Consider the following 16,037-nt stretch of genomic DNA (forward strand, 5'->3'; position numbering starts at 1 on the left):
ATTTAAGCGTTCCATTAACAATTAACGTTTCTTACGGATAATAACCACATCATCATATGTGGTTATTGCCAAACGAAAAAAAGATCCAGATCACCTGTTTTTTTTGATCTCGATCAATTGCAATGCAACGTGAAAGCGCAATATATAAATACCCAATGAATTTAATTTAACGCCGCGAAAAACGCGTTAAATAACCGTTTAAGCAATAAGCAATCTCGACCATTAATAATTAAAGAAACTTTCGCAACTAAAAAAATCGAGCATTGTAAGCGAAGACGGAACCGTATTTTCAACTACTAGCAGATACTCATTATGAAAGAGAAAAAGACAACCATACCGCCTGCCGGTGCCGCGTCTAACGCGGCGTATAAACGTCTGATCATGATGGCGTTGCCCATTATCGTCGCCGTACTGCTGCTGTTCGTCCCGGTGCCTGACGGCTTACCGCCATTCGCCTGGCACTATTTTGCTATCTTCGTCGGCGTTATCGTCGGCCTTATCTTCGAACCGCTGCCGGGCGCCGTTATCGGTATCACCGGGGTGGTGGTGATTGCTTTATGTAGCCAGTGGCTGCTGTTCAGTCCGGAACAGATGGCGGCGCCGAGCTTTAAGCTGGCCGGCGCGTCATTTAAATGGGCGGTCAGCGGCTTTGGTAACTCTACCGTGTGGCTCATCTTCGGCGCGTTCATGTTCGCCGCGGGCTATGACAAAACCCAGTTCGGCCGCCGTCTGGCGCTGATTCTGGTAAAATATCTTGGCCGCCGCAGCCTGACGCTGGGCTACGCCATTACCTTCGCTGACCTGCTGCTGGCGCCGTTTACCCCGTCCAATACCGCACGTAGCGGCGGGACCATCTACCCGATTATTGCTAACCTGCCGCCGCTGTACGGTTCTAAACCTAACGATCCGAGCGCACGCCGTATTGGTTCTTATCTGATGTGGGTAGCTATTACCGCCGCCTGTATCACCAGTTCCATGTTCCTGTCGGCGCTGGCGCCGAACCTGCTGGCGCTGGCGCTGGTAAAAAGCATCGTCGGTATCAACATCTCCTGGGGTACCTGGTTTATCGCCTTCCTGCCGCTGGGTATCCTGCTGATCCTGGCCATGCCGCTGCTGGCGTACTGGTTCTACCCGCCAGAAGTAAAAATCAATAACGAAGTGCCGCTGTGGGCCGCTCGTGAACTGGAAAAACTGGGCAAACTGTCGCGCAATGAAATCCTGCTGCTGGTGTTTGTTTGCTTCGCACTGATGATGTGGATCTTCGCCGCCGACTGGATTGAACCGGCGCTGGCTGCCCTGCTGGTTATCGTGCTGATGCTGTGGACCGGCGTGCTGTCCTGGAGCGATATCACCAACAACAAAGCGGCATGGAATACCTTTGTCTGGTTCGCCACGCTGGTCGCGCTGGCTGACGGTCTCTCCTCCACTGGCTTCATCGCCTGGCTGGGTAAAGAAGGCGGCGCGCTGATGAGCGGTATATCTCCGGGCGTTGCGACCATCGTCCTGCTGCTGGCGTTCTATCTGCTGCACTACCTGTTCGCCAGTACCACCGCGCACACTACCGCGCTGCTGCCGGCCATGCTGACCATCGCTTCGACTATCCCGGGAATGAATATGCAAGTCTTCGTCCTGCTGATGGTGACCTCGCTGGGCGTGATGGGCATCATCACCCCGTACGGTACCGGTCCGAGCCCGATTTACTACGGCAGCGGCTACCTGCCAACCAAAGACTACTGGCGCCTCGGCACCATCTTCGGCGCCATCTTCCTGGCCGCCCTGCTGCTGATTGGCTATCCGTGGATGTCCATGATGTTCTGATTCATAACCGCCGGGTCTTCCCCCGGCGGTTTTTATCTTTATGGAGTATGTGAATATGTCGACGAAACCCTTTGTTTATCAAGACCCGTTCCCGATGGCGCATGACGATACCGAATACTATCTGCTCAGCAAAGAGCACGTCTCCGTCGCCGAATTCGCGGGCCAGGAAGTATTGAAGGTTGAACCGCAGGCGTTAACTCTGCTGGCGCAGCAGGCCTTCCACGATGCCGCTTTTATGCTGCGCGTCTCTCATCAGCAGCAGGTCGCGGCCATTCTGCTCGACCCGCAGGCCAGCGAAAACGACAAATACGTCGCGCTGCAGTTCCTGCGTAATTCCGAAATCGCCGCCAAAGGTGTGCTGCCCACCTGCCAGGATACCGGCACCGCCATCATCATGGGTAAAAAAGGCCAGCGCGTTTGGACCGGCGGCGGCGATGAAGCCGCGCTGGCGCAGGGCGTCTATAACACCTATACCGAAGACAACCTGCGTTACTCGCAGAATGCGCCGCTGGATATGTATAAAGAGGTCAACACCGGCACCAACCTGCCGGCGCAGATCGATCTCTACAGCGCCGACGGCGACGAATATAAATTCCTGTGCATGGCGAAAGGCGGCGGTTCCGCCAACAAAACCTATCTGTACCAGGAAACCAAAGCGTTAATCACCCCGGCGAAGCTGAAAAACTACCTCGTCGAGAAGATGCGTACCCTCGGTACCGCGGCCTGCCCGCCTTACCACATCGCCTTTGTGATTGGCGGCACCTCTGCGGAAGCGACGCTGAAGACCGTTAAGCTGGCTTCCGCCCGCTATTATGACGACCTGCCGACCGCAGGCAACGAGCACGGTCAGGCCTTCCGCGATGTGCAGCTGGAGCAAGAGCTGCTGCAGGAAGCGCAAAATCTCGGTCTCGGCGCGCAGTTTGGCGGGAAATATTTTGCCCACGATATCCGCGTTATCCGTCTGCCCCGCCATGGCGCTTCGTGCCCGATCGGCATGGGCGTCTCCTGCTCCGCCGACCGCAATATCAAAGCAAAAATCAACCGCGACGGCATCTGGATTGAAAAACTGGAGAGCAACCCGGGGAAATATATCCCTGAACACCTGCGCCAACAGGGCGAAGGCAAGGTGGTTAGCATCAACCTGAATCAACCGATGAGCGAGATCCTGACGCAGCTGTCGGCACACCCGGTCTCCACGCGTCTGAGCCTTAACGGCACCATTATCGTGGCCCGCGACATTGCCCACGCTAAGCTGAAAGAGCTTATCGATAACGGCGAAGCGCTGCCGGAGTACGTGAAAGATCACCCTATCTACTATGCCGGCCCGGCAAAAACGCCTGCCGGTTACGCCTCCGGCTCTCTCGGCCCGACTACCGCAGGACGCATGGATTCCTACGTCGATCTGCTGCAATCGCACGGCGCCAGCATGGTGATGCTGGCCAAAGGTAACCGCAGCCAGCAGGTGACTGACGCCTGCCATAAACACGGCGGTTTCTACCTCGGCAGCATTGGCGGCCCGGCGGCAGTACTCGCCCAGCAGAGTATTAAGAGTCTCGAGTGCGTGGCTTATCCGGAGCTGGGAATGGAAGCTATCTGGAAAATCGAAGTGGAAGATTTCCCGGCCTTTATCCTCGTTGATGATAAAGGTAACGACTTCTTCCAGCAGATCCAAAATCAGCAGTGCGCCGGTTGTAAACAACACGGCTAATCCCCTCCGCGCCCGGCGGCTCATCGTCGGGCGTATTCTCCCCCCTTAATTCTTGAATTCACCCGACGCTGAACTATGCTCAATCCAGCAGCCGCTCAGAGTTTGACCGGCTGAAAAATAACAATAATTCCTCTTTTCTGGTGTCGCATATGAACAGGATCCAGGCGTTATTAACGGCGTGTTTTCTGCTATGGCTGGCCTTCCCGCTATCCGCGGCAGAACCTCGTCAGCAGCCCACCGCTCGCGAGCAGGCGCGAACCGTCGCTATTTTCCATCAACCGATCGTCATGCTACAGGCGACATTCGGCCAGACCACGCCGGAAGAACGGGTTCTGCGCATCCGCAATACGCTACGCGCCTTCACCGAAGCCGACATCAGCCAGCCGCTACAGGTGGTGCCAGTCACCCGCTACAACCAGCCGGGGCGGCTGTTTCTGATGAATGGCAAACCTATTATGTTGCTAAGCCAGGCTGACCTCGATGAAGGCGACGATCTGACGTTGGATCAGGCGGCGCAGCGCGTTCTTGCCCGTATGGAAGCGCAAAGGACGTCACTGCTCGAACAGTACAATACCCGCTATTTGTTGCTGGCGGCGCTGAAATCCGCCGCCGGCGCGTTGCTCCTCGCCCTGGCCTGCTATTTCGCTTTTCGCTCATGGCGGCGAGTGCGCCGTTTTTTCCATCTACGGATCCTCGAAAAACGCAGCATGATCCCACATAGCTGGCGGCGGTTTCTCGGCAACATTGAAAGCCGGTTATACGCGCTACTGGTCATACTGCTAGGGGTACTGGCGGGTTATGTCTGGCTGAGTTGGGTATTCAGCCTGTTTCCGTGGACCCGGGTATGGGGAGAATCGCTCGGTGAGTGGTCGGTAGGGGTAATTCGCGATATTTCGCTGTCCATCGTGTCGGCGCTGCCGGGATTGATGATCGTACTGCTTATCTTTCTGATTACGTGGTTTATCATCCGCCTGCTGAAGGTGGTGTTGGATCAGGTCGCCGCCGGACGTCTGCAGATCCCCGGTCTGCATCCGGAAACCGTCGGCGCCACGCGAAAGCTTATCGCCGTGGTTATCTGGCTCTTTGCGCTCTCCGCCGCCTATCCTTTCTTGCCTGGGGCAAACTCTCTGGCCTTCAAGGGAATTAGCGTGTTCTTCGGCCTGATGTTGACGCTGGGCTCAGCGGGGGTGATGAATCACGCCATGAGCGGACTGGTGCTGATTTATACCCGCGCGCTGCATAAAGGCGACTGGATCCGCATCGCCGATAACGAAGGCCAGGTCAGCGAGATCGGCATGCTGGCGACCAAAATCCTGACCCGCGAAAACTATATTGTCACCCTGCCGAACGCGGTGGTGGTCAGCGGTAAAATCACCAATCTCAGCGCCAGTGACCCGCAACAGGGAATCAACCTCACCACCGGTGTGACCATTGGTTACGACACGCCGTGGCGGCAGGTACAGGCGATGCTGGAACTGGCGGCCCACCGCGCCCAGGGAGTGGATCATCAGGTGGCGCCGGTGGTTCGCAAACTGGGATTGCTTGACTGGTATACGTCGTATGAACTGCAGGTGCGGCTGTTACCGGAAACGACGCTGCCGGAGGGGCGCAACGCGCTGCACAGCAGCATTATCGATGTATTTAACGAATTTGGCGTGCAGATTATGTCGCCCAATTTTGTCATGCAACCGAAAAGCGCGGTGGTGGTCGCCAAAGAGGATTGGTATACCGCCCCGGCCGTCGCGCCGCAGGAAGGCGACAGATAACGACATCCTACGCCAACGCAGCGTCACCAGGTAATGCCGGATGGCGCTGCGCTTATCCGGCCTACAACTCAAAATCCCCGGTGGCGCTATCGCTTACCGGGGCTACTGCGCGGCGTCGATCTCGGCAAACACCTGCTGCGCAAGGTGCAGCGTGGCGTTTGCCGCCGGTAAGCCGCAGTACAGCGCCGAATGCATAATCAACTCTTTCAGCTCATCACGGGTCACGCCGTTATTAAAGGTGGCGCGCAGATGCATCTTAAGTTCCGCCTCGCGGTTGAGCGCAATCAGCATCGCAATAGTGATCATGCTGCGGGTATGGTGATCGAGCCCCGGACGCGTCCAGGTTTCTCCCCAGGCGTAACGGGTGATGAAATCCTGAAACTCCTCATTCAGCGGCGTGAGGTTCTGCAGCGTACGGTCAACGTGAGCATCGCCTAATACCTTGCGGCGAACCTCCATTCCCTGCTGATAACGTTGTTTATCTTCCATTTTGCTCCCCCAGCAAAAAGCCGTTCAGCGCGGCGTTAAAGGCGGCTGGCGCTTCGATATTCGACAGATGCGACGCGCTCAGCACCACCACCTGGGAATCGGCAATCTGCTGATGCAGGAAGTTAGCGTCGTCGACAGTGGTGACAGGGTCACTTTCTCCGGCAAAAATCAGCACCGGAATCGCAATTTGCCCGACCTCCCCCCGCAGGTCTGCCGCCGCCAGCGCTTCGCAGCAGGCGGCGTAGCCTTCAGCGTCGCTATGGGTCAACTGGTGACATAACACCTCGACCACCTCCGGCGCGCGCTGGCGGAAATTATCACTAAACCAGCGGTCCGCCGCTCCCGCGGCAACCACATCCATCCCTTCCTGACGCACCGCACGAGCGCGGGAAAGCCAGCCCGACTGATCGCCGATCCGCGCCGCGGTATTAGCCACCGCCACCGCATAAAAACGTTCCGGCGCAAAGCGCGCCAGCCATAATCCCGTCAGCCCGCCCATCGAAATACCGCAAAACAGCGCCTTACCGATATTAAGGTGATCGAGCAGCGCAAGTACGTCTTCGCCCAGTTGCGCCAGGGTCACCTTGCCGTTTTTCGTCGTTTTACCATGGCCATGGGTGTCATAACGCAGTACGCGAAAATTCGCCGTCAGAGCCTCCATTTGCGGCTGCCACATGGCGCGCGTGGTGCCAAGCGAGTTCGACAGCACGATAACCGGCGCGCCTTCCGGCCCGTCGAGTTGATAATCAAGATTCATGATGTTGCTCCTGATAACGCGCCAGTACCTGGCGCACAAAGCGTTCGGCGCTACCGGTGGCCGTTGCCGGATCCAGTAGCGCGTTTAAACGTTCGCGGGAGAGATACTGACTGACCTGCGGGTCAGCCGCCAGCAGATCGACAAGCAAGCCATTGCGATCCAACGCCTGACGACACAGCGCTTCTACACGATGGTGCGCCTCGGCTTTGCCAATAAACTCCGCCAGCGCCAGGGTCACCGCTTCCGCCATAATCAGCCCGTGAGTGATATCAAGGTCGGCACGCATCTTATGCACGAAAACCTGCATCTCGCGCACCAGCATGTCAGTTTGCGCCAGCGCCCCGCCCACCAGCATGATCAGTTCCGGTAGCGTTTCCCATTCGGCCTGCCAGCCGCCGAGCGCGCGCTCATGCTGTTGGATTTGACCGGCGTAAAGGGTGGCGACCAGCCCCGGCGTGCGCTGCGCCGCGGTGAGAATCGCCGCGCAGGAGACCGGATTACGTTTGTGCGGCATGGTCGAGGAGCCCCCGCGCCCTTCCGCCAGCGGCTCGCCGACTTCCGCAACCTCGGTTTGCATCAGCAGCGAAAAATCATTGGCGAATTTTCCCAGAGTACCGCAAACGCCAGCGAACCAGGCGCCGACCTCGAGGAAACGGTCGCGCTGGCTATGCCATGGCGTATCCGGCAACTGCAGGTCGAGGGTTTGCGCCAACGCCTGCGCCACCTGCGGCGCCTGCTGTTTCAATGAATCAAGCGTGCCCGCCGCGCCGCCAAACTGCAGCGCCAGCACCCGTGGGCGCATCTCAATCAACCGCTGTTGCCAGCGCAGCAGCGCATCCAGCGTCCCCGCCAGTTTAAGGCCAAAGGTGACCGGTAGCGCATGCTGCATCCAGGTGCGCCCCGGCATCACCGTATGTTGATAGCGCTGCGCCTGTTCGGCGAACGCGTCAATCAGGCTTTGTAGCAGGCTATCCGTCGCCGCCAGCGCGCCCCGCAGTTGCAGAACAAAGCCGGTATCGATAGCGTCCTGGCTGGTGGCGCCCCAATGGACATAGCGCGCGGCGTCCGGATCCTGTGCTTTCACCCGCGCAGTCAGCTGTTTAACCAGCGGAATAGCCAGATTGCCGGCGCTGGCCGCCGATTGTCCCAGCGCGTCGAAATCGATAAGCGCATGCCGGCAGGCGTTGACTATCGGCGAGACAGCCGCCTGCGGCACCAGCCCGCAGTCGGCCTGCGCCTGCGCCAGCGCGGCTTCGAAATCCAGCATACCCTGTACCCGCTGCGCATCGCTGAACCAGTCGGTTAACGGACTGCTGCGCAACATGGGGGTCAACAAACTCATCGCGACTCCTTAAACGCGTTCAATAATCAGCGCAATCCCCTGACCCACGCCGATACACATGGTGCATAGCGCATAGCGGCCGCCGGTACGCTTCAGCTGATAAGCGGCGGTCATCGTCAGACGTCCGCCGGAAGCCCCCAGCGGATGACCCAGCGCAATGGCCCCGCCGTTGGGGTTAACGTGGGCGGCATCATCCGGCAGACCTAAATCACGGGTAACCGCCAGCGCCTGCGCGGCAAAAGCCTCATTCAGTTCGATGACATCCATCTGCGCCAGTGTCAGCCCGGTTTGCGCTAACACTTTGCGCACCGCCGGCGCCGGGCCGAAGCCCATAATCCGCGGCGCCACCCCCGCCGTCGCCACGCCGACAACCCGCGCCAGCGGCTGTAAATCATTCGCCGACATCGCCTGTTCACTTGCCAATAACAGCGCACAGGCGCCATCGTTGACGCCGGAGGCGTTACCGGCGGTAACGCTGCCATCGGTGCGGACCACGCCGCGCAGTTTAGCCAGCGCCTCCAGCGAGGTGCTGCGCGGATGTTCATCTCGGCTGAAACGCAGCGGCTCACCTTTGCGCTGCGGCACCGATACGGCGATCAGTTCATCGGCGAAACGCCCCGCTTCCTGCGCCGCCGCGGTACGTAACTGACTGCGTAGCGCAAAAGCGTCCTGGTCGGCGCGAGAAATGGCAAACTCATCGGCGACGTTTTCCGCAGTTTCCGGCATCGAGTGCACGCCGTACAGCGCTTTCATCTGCGGGTTAATAAAGCGCCAGCCGATGGTGGTATCTTCCATCTGCATCGAGCGGCTAAAGGCGCTCTCGGCTTTGCCCATCACAAACGGCGCGCGCGACATACTCTCCACCCCACCGGCGATCATCAGTTGAGTTTCGCCGCTTTTAATCGCCCGCGCCGCGACGCCGATCGCATCGAGACTGGAACCACAGAGGCGGTTAATCGTGCTGCCGGGAACGCTCTGCGGCAGCCCGGCCAGCAACAGCGCCATGCGCGCCACGTTACGGTTATCTTCTCCGGCCTGGTTGGCGCAGCCGTAGATCACATCGTCGATCAGCGCCGGATCGAGTCCCGGGTTACGCTCCAGCAGCGCTTTCAGCGGCAGCGCCGCCAAATCGTCGGCGCGCATACTGGATAATGCGCCGCCAAAACGGCCAAACGGCGTACGCACCGCATCACAGATAAATGCCTGATTCATCATAGGTTCCTTACGCGCTTTCCGCCAGTTGTTCAAAAGTCAGCGCCACCGGAGTGATGCGCTGTAGCTCTTCAAATGAGAGACCGTTAAAGATTTCACGCACCACCGGGCCGCGGTCGGTAATATCAATGACCGCCAGATCGGTATAGATACGGCTGACGCAGCCGACGCCGGTCAGCGGGTAGCTGCACTGTTCGACCAGTTTGCATTCGCCATCGCGGGTCAGATGGTCCATCATCACAAACACCTGGCGGGCGCCGATAGCCAAATCCATCGCCCCTCCAACCGCCGGGATCGAATCCGGCGCGCCGGTGCTCCAGTTAGCGAGATCGCCGCTGGCGGAAACCTGGTAGGCGCCCAGCACGCAGATATCCAGATGTCCGCCGCGCATCATGGCGAAGGAGTCGCCATGGTGGAAAAAACAGCCGCCCTGCAGCAGGGTGACATACTCTTTACCCGCGTTGATCAGTTCTGGATCCTCTTCGCCGGGCTGCGGCTTCGGCCCCATTCCCAGTAGCCCGTTTTCACTGTGCAGGAACACCTCTTTATCGGCAGGTAGATAGTTGGCGATGCGGGTCGGCAGGCCAATACCAAGGTTGACGTAAGCGCCTTCCGGAATATCGCGGGCGACGCGCTGGGCCATTTCGTCACGAGTCAGTTTTTGCATGTTCGGCTCCTCAGGCGCTTTGCGCGACGGACAGATTTTCCAGCGAGAATACGCGCTGGACGAAAATCCCCGGGGTGATGATGTTTTCCGGGTCGAGTTCGCCAAGGGCGACCAGCTGCGAGACTTCAACAATGGTGGTTTTGGCGGCGGTCGCCATAATCGGGCCGAAGTTGCGCGCCGCTTTGCGGTAGACCAGGTTGCCCCAGCGGTCGCCCTGATGGGCTTTAATAAGAGCAAAATCGGCTTTAATCGGATACTCAAGCACATAATGGCGGCCATCTATTTCCCGGGTTTCTTTGCCTTCCGCCAGCGGCGTGCCGTAGCCGGTCGGGGTAAAGACCGCGCCGAGCCCCGCGCCAGCGGCCTGGATCCGCGCCGCCAGATTGCCCTGCGGCACCAGTTCCAGCTCAACCTTACCGCGGCGATAGAGGTCATCAAAAACTTGTGAATCCACCTGGCGCGGGAATGAGCAGATCATTTTGCGCACCCGCCCGGCTTTGAGCAGCGCCGCCAGCCCCACTTCGCCATTACCCGCGTTGTTATTAATAATGGTTAGGTCGCGGGCGCCCTGTTCAATCAGGGCATCAATCAGATACGTCGGCTGCCCGGCGGGGCCAAAACCGCCAATCATGATGGTCGCGCCGTCGTGGATCCCGGCAATGGCCTCACTCAGCGTCGACACGCTTTTATCAATCATCAGGTCGCTCCTTTACGTGCGGTAATCGCACTTATATGCGTTGTTCGCACAAAATGTGACCCGCTTAACGATGCTGGTCAAGGGCGATAATCGAAATATGGTGCGATAATCGAACATCGTATATCTTTAGCGAAAGAATGTGATCGATGGCAAATACGGAGAACAAAATGGACAAGCATCCAGATGATGTAGTGGCGGGCGACGGCGATCCGTTTAAGGGCGACCCGAACTTTATGGCGTCGCTGGCGCGGGGGCTGGAAGTGATTCAGGCTTTTACCCCGCAGCGTCCGGTGCTGTCGATTTCGCAGATCAGCCAGAAAACCGGCATTCCTCGCGCGGCGGTACGGCGCTGCCTGTATACCTTAAGCAAACTGGGATTCGTCTACGCCGAAGACGGTAAGAATTTCCAGCTGCGTCCACGGATCCTTGCCCTCGGTCACGCCTGGCTGGCCTCAACGCCGCTGGCGCGCTCGGCGCAGCCAGTGCTCAAGCATCTGAGCGAAATGCTCAATGAATCCTGCTCAATTGCCACCCTCGATGGCGACGATATCCTGTATATCGCCCGCGCCTCCAGTTCGCGAATTATGACGATCGATCTTGATATCGGCAGCCGCCTGCCGGCGTGGGCGACCTCCATGGGCCGCGTGCTGTTAAGCCATCAGCCGGAGGAACGGCTAAACGACATGCTGAGCCGGGTGACGATGATTCGCTACACCCCGCAGACGGTAGATTCGGTAAATAAGCTGCGCGCGGAGCTAAAACGCGTGTATCAGCAGGGATATGCGTTAAACGATCAGGAACTGGAAATGGGGCTGCGTTCGCTGGCAGTGCCGCTATATAACCCGCAAGGACAGGTGGAAGCGGCGCTGAACGTCGGGGTTCACGCGGGCCAGATGTCGACCCGCGAAATGCTGGATCGGGTGCTGCCGGAATTACAAAAAGCCGCCCGCGAGCTAACGCTGCTGCTGCGCTAGCGGCTGCGTTTGGCGTGTAGCTCCCAGTTCTCCTGCTTAGCCTGTTCGGATTTACGCAGCGCCACGTAACAAGCGCCGCTGCCGCCGTGGTGCGGTAGCGCGGCGCAAAACGCCTGTACCTCGGGCAACTCTGGCAGCCAGCGCGCCAGGTAGCTGCGAATAATATTGGCGTGGGCCTGGTCATCACGGCCTTTGCCGTGGATGATAAGTAAATTACGCAGCCCCTCTTTTTGCGCCTGTATCACAAAGGCGAACAGCATTTGCCGACACTGTTCGACCGGCTGGCGCAGTAGCGACAGGCTTGCCTGCTGGCTGTATTTTCCGCGCCGCAGTTTTTCCAGCACTCCGCTTTGCAGCCCTTCCCGTTTGAACTCCAGCGGCACGGCGAGCGGCACAATATCGAGGTAGCCGGTGGTCAGATAATTATCGAGCTGCAGGGTATCGATACGCTGCGGGGCGCGCACGTTGCGCTCACGGTGCCAGTGTACGTCATTATTGCGTTTCAGAGGCTGGACATCCTCCATGGCGTCAAGAAACAGGGATTTGTCGTCAAGGTTCATGGTCTCTCCTCCAGCGGCTATCGCCTGCTACTATAGCCGCCTCGCGCCTCCCCCTCAACGCGTTTAGCCGCCACTGCCGGCAAATTGCCCCACGCAGGATTTTTAAGGAAACAATTGACGGCTTTGACGACGAAACAAGGTGATTAACGAAGCCGTTAACGGCGTTGGTCGCGTATCGCGCCGCTGAATCAGGTAGTAGGTTGCCCTGGGCAACGTTTCACGTATGGGAATCATCACCAGTTTATCCGCCATCATCGGATCGTTTCCGAGCTCTACCGGCAGAATGCTGAGGAAATCGCTCTTCACCACCAGACTGATGCACGAAGAGAAGGTTTCACACACGATATCGACCTTGGGCGCCAGCCCGGCCTGGTTAAACATCTCCTGCAGTTGTTTAAAGTAGCTACCGCGCGGCGTTGGCATCGTCCAGTGGTGATCGAGCAATTCAGTGAGAGAAGTGGCGCGCGCCGCCGGATGTCCGGCGCGGGCGAATACCGCGAACGGTTTCTCAAACAGTTTTTCAAAGCTGAATTCATGGTCGTACGGGCCGGGATAGTAGGTGTTGATAGTGAAATCAAGCTCACCCTGACGCAGTTCATTAATCATCGCCAGAAGTTGCCCTTCCATGATCCGCACCTTCACCAACGGATGCTGCTGATGAAAGCGGCAGATCACCGATGGCATCAGCGAACGGGCGACGCTGGCGCCGAGACCAATATTAATCTGCCCGGCCTGCTCGCCCTGACGCTGCAGCAGTTCATCCTGAGCCGCCCGCAGCTCTTCAAGGATCAGGCTCGCATGTTGGTAAAAACTTTCGCCGTTTTCCGTCAGCGCCACCCCCTGGCTGCGGCGGACAAACAGTTGGGCGGAAAGCCCCTCTTCCAGCTCTTTAATCGCCTTGGTCAACGCAGGCTGCGAGATCGCCAGCGCCCGGCTGGCGCCGCGAATACTCCCCTCGCGGGCAACCTCAACGAAAGCGCGAATTTGATGAAATTTAATCTGAAATGACATGCTTTAGGTGATAACCATTGTTTATCAGACAGAAGAAAATGACATCTACTGTAATCGAACATGCTGTGGCAGGTTAAGGGTGAGATTGCATGAAAGGCGTATGTGATAAGCAAAAGCTATCACTTCGTGAACACCGTCACACTTTTTTAATATGACAGGAAGGGTTATGCCGCAACTTCATGAATTGGTAAGCCAACTGGCGCCGGAAATGACGCAATGGCGTCGTGATTTTCACCTGCACGCGGAGTCCGGATGGCTGGAATTTCGTACCGCCAGCAAGGTTGCCGGGATCTTAGACGGACTCGGTTATCAACTGGCGCTGGGTCGCGACGTTATCGATGCCGACAGCCGGATGGGGCTGCCCGACGACGCCACCCTGGCACAGGCATTCCAGCGCGCCCGCGAACAGGGAGCGCCGGAACGTTGGCTACCGGCTTTTGAAGGTGGATTCGCCGGCGTCGTCGCCACCCTGGACACCGGCCGCTCCGGCCCGACGCTGGCGTTTCGCGTCGATATGGACGCGCTCGATCTTAACGAACAACACGACGATTGCCATCGCCCGCATCGCGCGGGTTTCGCCTCCTGCAACGCCGGAATGATGCACGCCTGCGGTCATGACGGCCATACCGCCATTGGGCTGGGTTTGGCACATGTGCTACAGCAGTATGCCGATCGGCTCAACGGGATCATCAAGCTTATTTTCCAGCCTGCCGAAGAAGGCACCCGCGGCGCGCGCGCGATGGTGGCGGCGGGAGTTCTCGATGACGTGGATTATTTCACCGCCATTCATATCGGCACCGGCGTCCCCAGCGGCACCGTGGTCTGCGGCGGTGACAACTTTATGGCGACCACCAAATTCGATGTGCAATTCGAGGGCGTCGCCGCTCACGCCGGCGGTAAACCGGAAGATGGGCGCAACGCGCTACTGGCCGCCGCGCAGGCCGCCCTCGCCCTGCACGCCATCGCGCCGCACAACGCCGGCGCCTCGCGGGTTAACGTCGGTGTTATGCAGGCCGGTACCGGGCGCAACGTGGTCCCTTCTTCCGCGCTGATAAAAGTCGAAACTCGCGGCGAGACGGAAGCTATCAACCAGTATGTGTTTGAGCGGGCGCAAAACGTGATTGCCGGCGCCGCAGCGATGTATGAAGCCCGCTATGAACTACGGCTCATGGGCGCGGCGACCTCCAGCGCCCCCTCTCCGGCGTGGGTGCAATACCTGCGTGAGCAGGCAGCACAGGTGCCAGGTGTGATAGAGGCGGTGGATCACATTGCTGCGCCGGCGGGATCCGAAGATGCCACTTTGATGATGGCGCGGGTACAGGAGCGCGGCGGACTGGCTTCATACATGATTTTCGGTACTGAACTGAGCGCCGGACATCACAATGAGAAATTTGATTTCGACGAAGGGGTCATGACCATCGCGGTCGAGACGCTGGCGCGCATCGCGCTCAACTTTCCCTGGCAGCGAGGTGTGTGATGGAAAAGATCTATCAATTTGTTGATGACATCATTGAATCGCGACGCGACGATTTTTGCGCTATTGCCGATGATATCTGGGATCATCCGGAAACCCGATTCCAGGAATTCTGGTCCGCCGCGCGGTTGGCCGACGCGCTGGAAGCGGAAGGTTTTCAACTAAGCCGTCACGCTGGTGGAATCCCCAATGCGTTTATCGCCAGCTTTGGCGAGGGTAAACCAGTCATCGCCCTGCTCGGCGAGTTTGATGCGCTGGCAGGACTCAGCCAACAGGCGCACAGTGCTGAACCAACATCCGCGACGCCGGGGGAAAATGGCCACGGCTGTGGGCATAATCTACTTGGCACCGCAGCGTTCGCCGCTGCGGTCGCCGCGAAACAGTGGCTGCAGCAGCATGGCGGCTCGGGCACCCTGCGCTTTTATGGTTGCCCGGGTGAAGAAGGAGGCTCGGGTAAAACCTTCATGGTGCGCGAGGGACTATTCGATGATATCGACGCCGCCCTCACCTGGCATCCGGAAGCCTGGGCCGGGATGTTCAGCACCAGCACGCTGGCCAATATTCAGGCGGCGTGGCGCTTTACCGGAACCGCCGCCCACGCGGCAAACTCACCGCATCTTGGGCGTAGCGCGTTGGACGCCGTCACGCTGATGACCACCGGCAGTAACTTCCTCAATGAGCATATTATCGAGAAAGCGCGTGTGCACTACGCCATTACCGATACCGGCGGCGTGTCGCCCAACGTGGTGCAGGCGCAGGCTGAAGTGCTGTATTTGATTCGCGCTCCGGAAATGGCCGACGTGCAGCAAATCTTTGCCCGTATTGAGAAAATTGCTCAGGGTGCCGCGCTGATGACCGAAACCAGCGTCAGCTGTCGTTTTGAAAAAGCCTGTTCCAGCTATCTCCCCAATCGCACGCTGGAAGCGGCAATGTATCAGGCCGTGTGTCATTACGGTACGCCGCAATGGAGTAACGAAGAGCGCGCTTTCGCAGCGGATATTCGCGCCACGCTCGGCGTGAACGATATACAGAACAGCCTGAAGAATATTGCCGGCACCAGCGGTGAAGAAGGAAAAGCGTTTGCCCGCCGCCATCACGACACGGTGCTGATCGATGAAGTCGCGCCGTGGGCGGCGACGGAAAACGTGCTGGCCGGATCTACCGACGTCGGCGACGTGAGCTGGAAAGCGCCGGTGGCCCAGTGTTTTAGCCCCTGCTTCGCCATCGGTACGCCGCTGCACAGCTGGCAACTGGTAAGCCAGGGAAGAACCTCCATCGCCCATAAAGGGATGCTGCTGGCGGGTAAGATACTGGGAGCAACGGCGATTCGTTTGTTCAGCGACAGGCCATTACTCGAAGCAAGCCAGCAGGAACTGGCTCAGGTACTGGCGGTAAGCCCATACCAGTGCCCGATCCCGCGTGACGTCGTACCATCAATTTTACAATAAGAAAAATTAGCCTCTGGGATAACGTACAGCGTGATGGCAATCGCCAATAAAAATAACAGCTGAGAACCCATGAGGTATGCCGCAACCAACACAACAACGACAACTGAGGAACGC

At 58.4% G+C, this 16,037-nt stretch carries 14 protein-coding genes; 6 read left to right on the forward strand and 8 right to left on the reverse strand.

Annotation, left to right across the window (positions count from 1 at the left end; all coding sequences use genetic code 11):
* The first annotated feature begins 312 nt into the window (after positions 1-312).
* The 3 genes from ABLV07_RS13995 to ABLV07_RS14005 all read left to right on the forward strand — a co-directional run bounded on the left by ABLV07_RS13995 (position 313) and on the right by ABLV07_RS14005 (position 5,292).
* Positions 313-1,818 (forward strand): anion permease, encoded by a 1,506-nt coding sequence (locus tag ABLV07_RS13995; protein WP_015366800.1) that lies wholly within the window; start codon positions 313-315, stop codon positions 1,816-1,818.
* A 55-nt stretch (positions 1,819-1,873) separates the two neighbouring features.
* On the forward strand, positions 1,874-3,526 hold the full coding sequence (gene fumA / locus ABLV07_RS14000) for a class I fumarate hydratase FumA (RefSeq protein ID WP_046884259.1): 1,653 nt from the start codon (positions 1,874-1,876) through the stop codon (positions 3,524-3,526).
* A gap of 149 nt (positions 3,527-3,675) precedes the next feature.
* Positions 3,676-5,292, forward strand: coding sequence for a mechanosensitive ion channel domain-containing protein (locus ABLV07_RS14005; RefSeq protein ID WP_046884258.1), 1,617 nt, complete (start codon positions 3,676-3,678; stop codon positions 5,290-5,292).
* Positions 5,293-5,394: 102 nt separating this feature from the next.
* Here the strand turns inward: ABLV07_RS14005 and pcaC are convergent, their stop codons facing one another.
* The 6 genes from pcaC to ABLV07_RS14035 are packed head-to-tail and all read right to left on the reverse strand — an operon-like array spanning position 5,395 to position 10,456.
* The gene (pcaC, locus tag ABLV07_RS14010; protein ID WP_348861454.1) at positions 5,395-5,781 is read right to left on the reverse strand and encodes a 4-carboxymuconolactone decarboxylase; all 387 of its coding nucleotides are present in this window, start codon (positions 5,779-5,781) and stop codon (positions 5,395-5,397) included.
* A complete protein-coding gene (gene pcaD, locus ABLV07_RS14015) occupies positions 5,771-6,538 on the reverse strand; it encodes a 3-oxoadipate enol-lactonase (protein ID WP_227393978.1) in 768 nt (255 codons plus the stop codon). Before pcaD ends, pcaC begins: the two co-directional genes overlap by 11 nt.
* The gene (locus ABLV07_RS14020) at positions 6,528-7,880 is read right to left on the reverse strand and encodes a 3-carboxy-cis,cis-muconate cycloisomerase (protein ID WP_020078964.1); all 1,353 of its coding nucleotides are present in this window, start codon (positions 7,878-7,880) and stop codon (positions 6,528-6,530) included. Before ABLV07_RS14020 ends, pcaD begins: the two co-directional genes overlap by 11 nt.
* 9 nt (positions 7,881-7,889) lie before the next feature.
* Positions 7,890-9,092: a 3-oxoadipyl-CoA thiolase gene (gene pcaF / locus ABLV07_RS14025; protein ID WP_227393980.1), complete on the reverse strand. Its 1,203-nt coding sequence runs from the start codon at positions 9,090-9,092 to the stop codon at positions 7,890-7,892.
* A gap of 10 nt (positions 9,093-9,102) precedes the next feature.
* Positions 9,103-9,759, reverse strand: a complete 657-nt coding sequence (locus ABLV07_RS14030; RefSeq protein ID WP_015705262.1) for a 3-oxoacid CoA-transferase subunit B — start codon at positions 9,757-9,759, stop codon at positions 9,103-9,105.
* A 10-nt stretch (positions 9,760-9,769) separates the two neighbouring features.
* Positions 9,770-10,456 (reverse strand): 3-oxoacid CoA-transferase subunit A, encoded by a 687-nt coding sequence (locus tag ABLV07_RS14035; protein WP_032711547.1) that lies wholly within the window; start codon positions 10,454-10,456, stop codon positions 9,770-9,772.
* Positions 10,457-10,623: 167 nt separating this feature from the next.
* On the opposite strand from ABLV07_RS14035, the gene ABLV07_RS14040 reads away from it, so the two are divergent.
* The gene (locus tag ABLV07_RS14040; protein ID WP_047036430.1) at positions 10,624-11,430 is read left to right on the forward strand and encodes an IclR family transcriptional regulator C-terminal domain-containing protein; all 807 of its coding nucleotides are present in this window, start codon (positions 10,624-10,626) and stop codon (positions 11,428-11,430) included.
* On the opposite strand, the gene smrA is transcribed toward ABLV07_RS14040, so the two are convergent.
* Positions 11,427-11,990 carry a DNA endonuclease SmrA gene (gene smrA / locus ABLV07_RS14045; RefSeq protein ID WP_015366810.1) on the reverse strand — a complete coding sequence of 188 codons (564 nt, stop codon included), beginning with the start codon at positions 11,988-11,990 and terminating at the stop codon, positions 11,427-11,429. The two genes, ABLV07_RS14040 and smrA, sit on opposite strands and share 4 nt — an antisense overlap.
* A gap of 102 nt (positions 11,991-12,092) precedes the next feature.
* Positions 12,093-13,001 carry a LysR family transcriptional regulator gene (locus ABLV07_RS14050; protein WP_015366811.1) on the reverse strand — a complete coding sequence of 303 codons (909 nt, stop codon included), beginning with the start codon at positions 12,999-13,001 and terminating at the stop codon, positions 12,093-12,095.
* Between the two features lie 166 nt (positions 13,002-13,167).
* Between ABLV07_RS14050 and ABLV07_RS14055 the strand changes: the two genes are divergently transcribed.
* Together ABLV07_RS14055 and ABLV07_RS14060 are read left to right on the forward strand one after the other, a co-directional pair.
* Positions 13,168-14,478, forward strand: coding sequence for a M20 family metallo-hydrolase (locus tag ABLV07_RS14055; RefSeq protein ID WP_157194878.1), 1,311 nt, complete (start codon positions 13,168-13,170; stop codon positions 14,476-14,478).
* Positions 14,478-15,923: a M20 family metallopeptidase gene (locus tag ABLV07_RS14060; protein WP_047040702.1), complete on the forward strand. Its 1,446-nt coding sequence runs from the start codon at positions 14,478-14,480 to the stop codon at positions 15,921-15,923. The genes ABLV07_RS14055 and ABLV07_RS14060 overlap by 1 nt, the downstream gene beginning before the upstream one ends.
* Positions 15,924-16,037: the final 114 nt, after the last annotated feature.

The organism is Klebsiella sp. CN_Kp097 (genome assembly GCF_040064495.1).
In the GTDB taxonomy this organism is placed as follows: domain Bacteria; phylum Pseudomonadota; class Gammaproteobacteria; order Enterobacterales; family Enterobacteriaceae; genus Klebsiella; species Klebsiella aerogenes.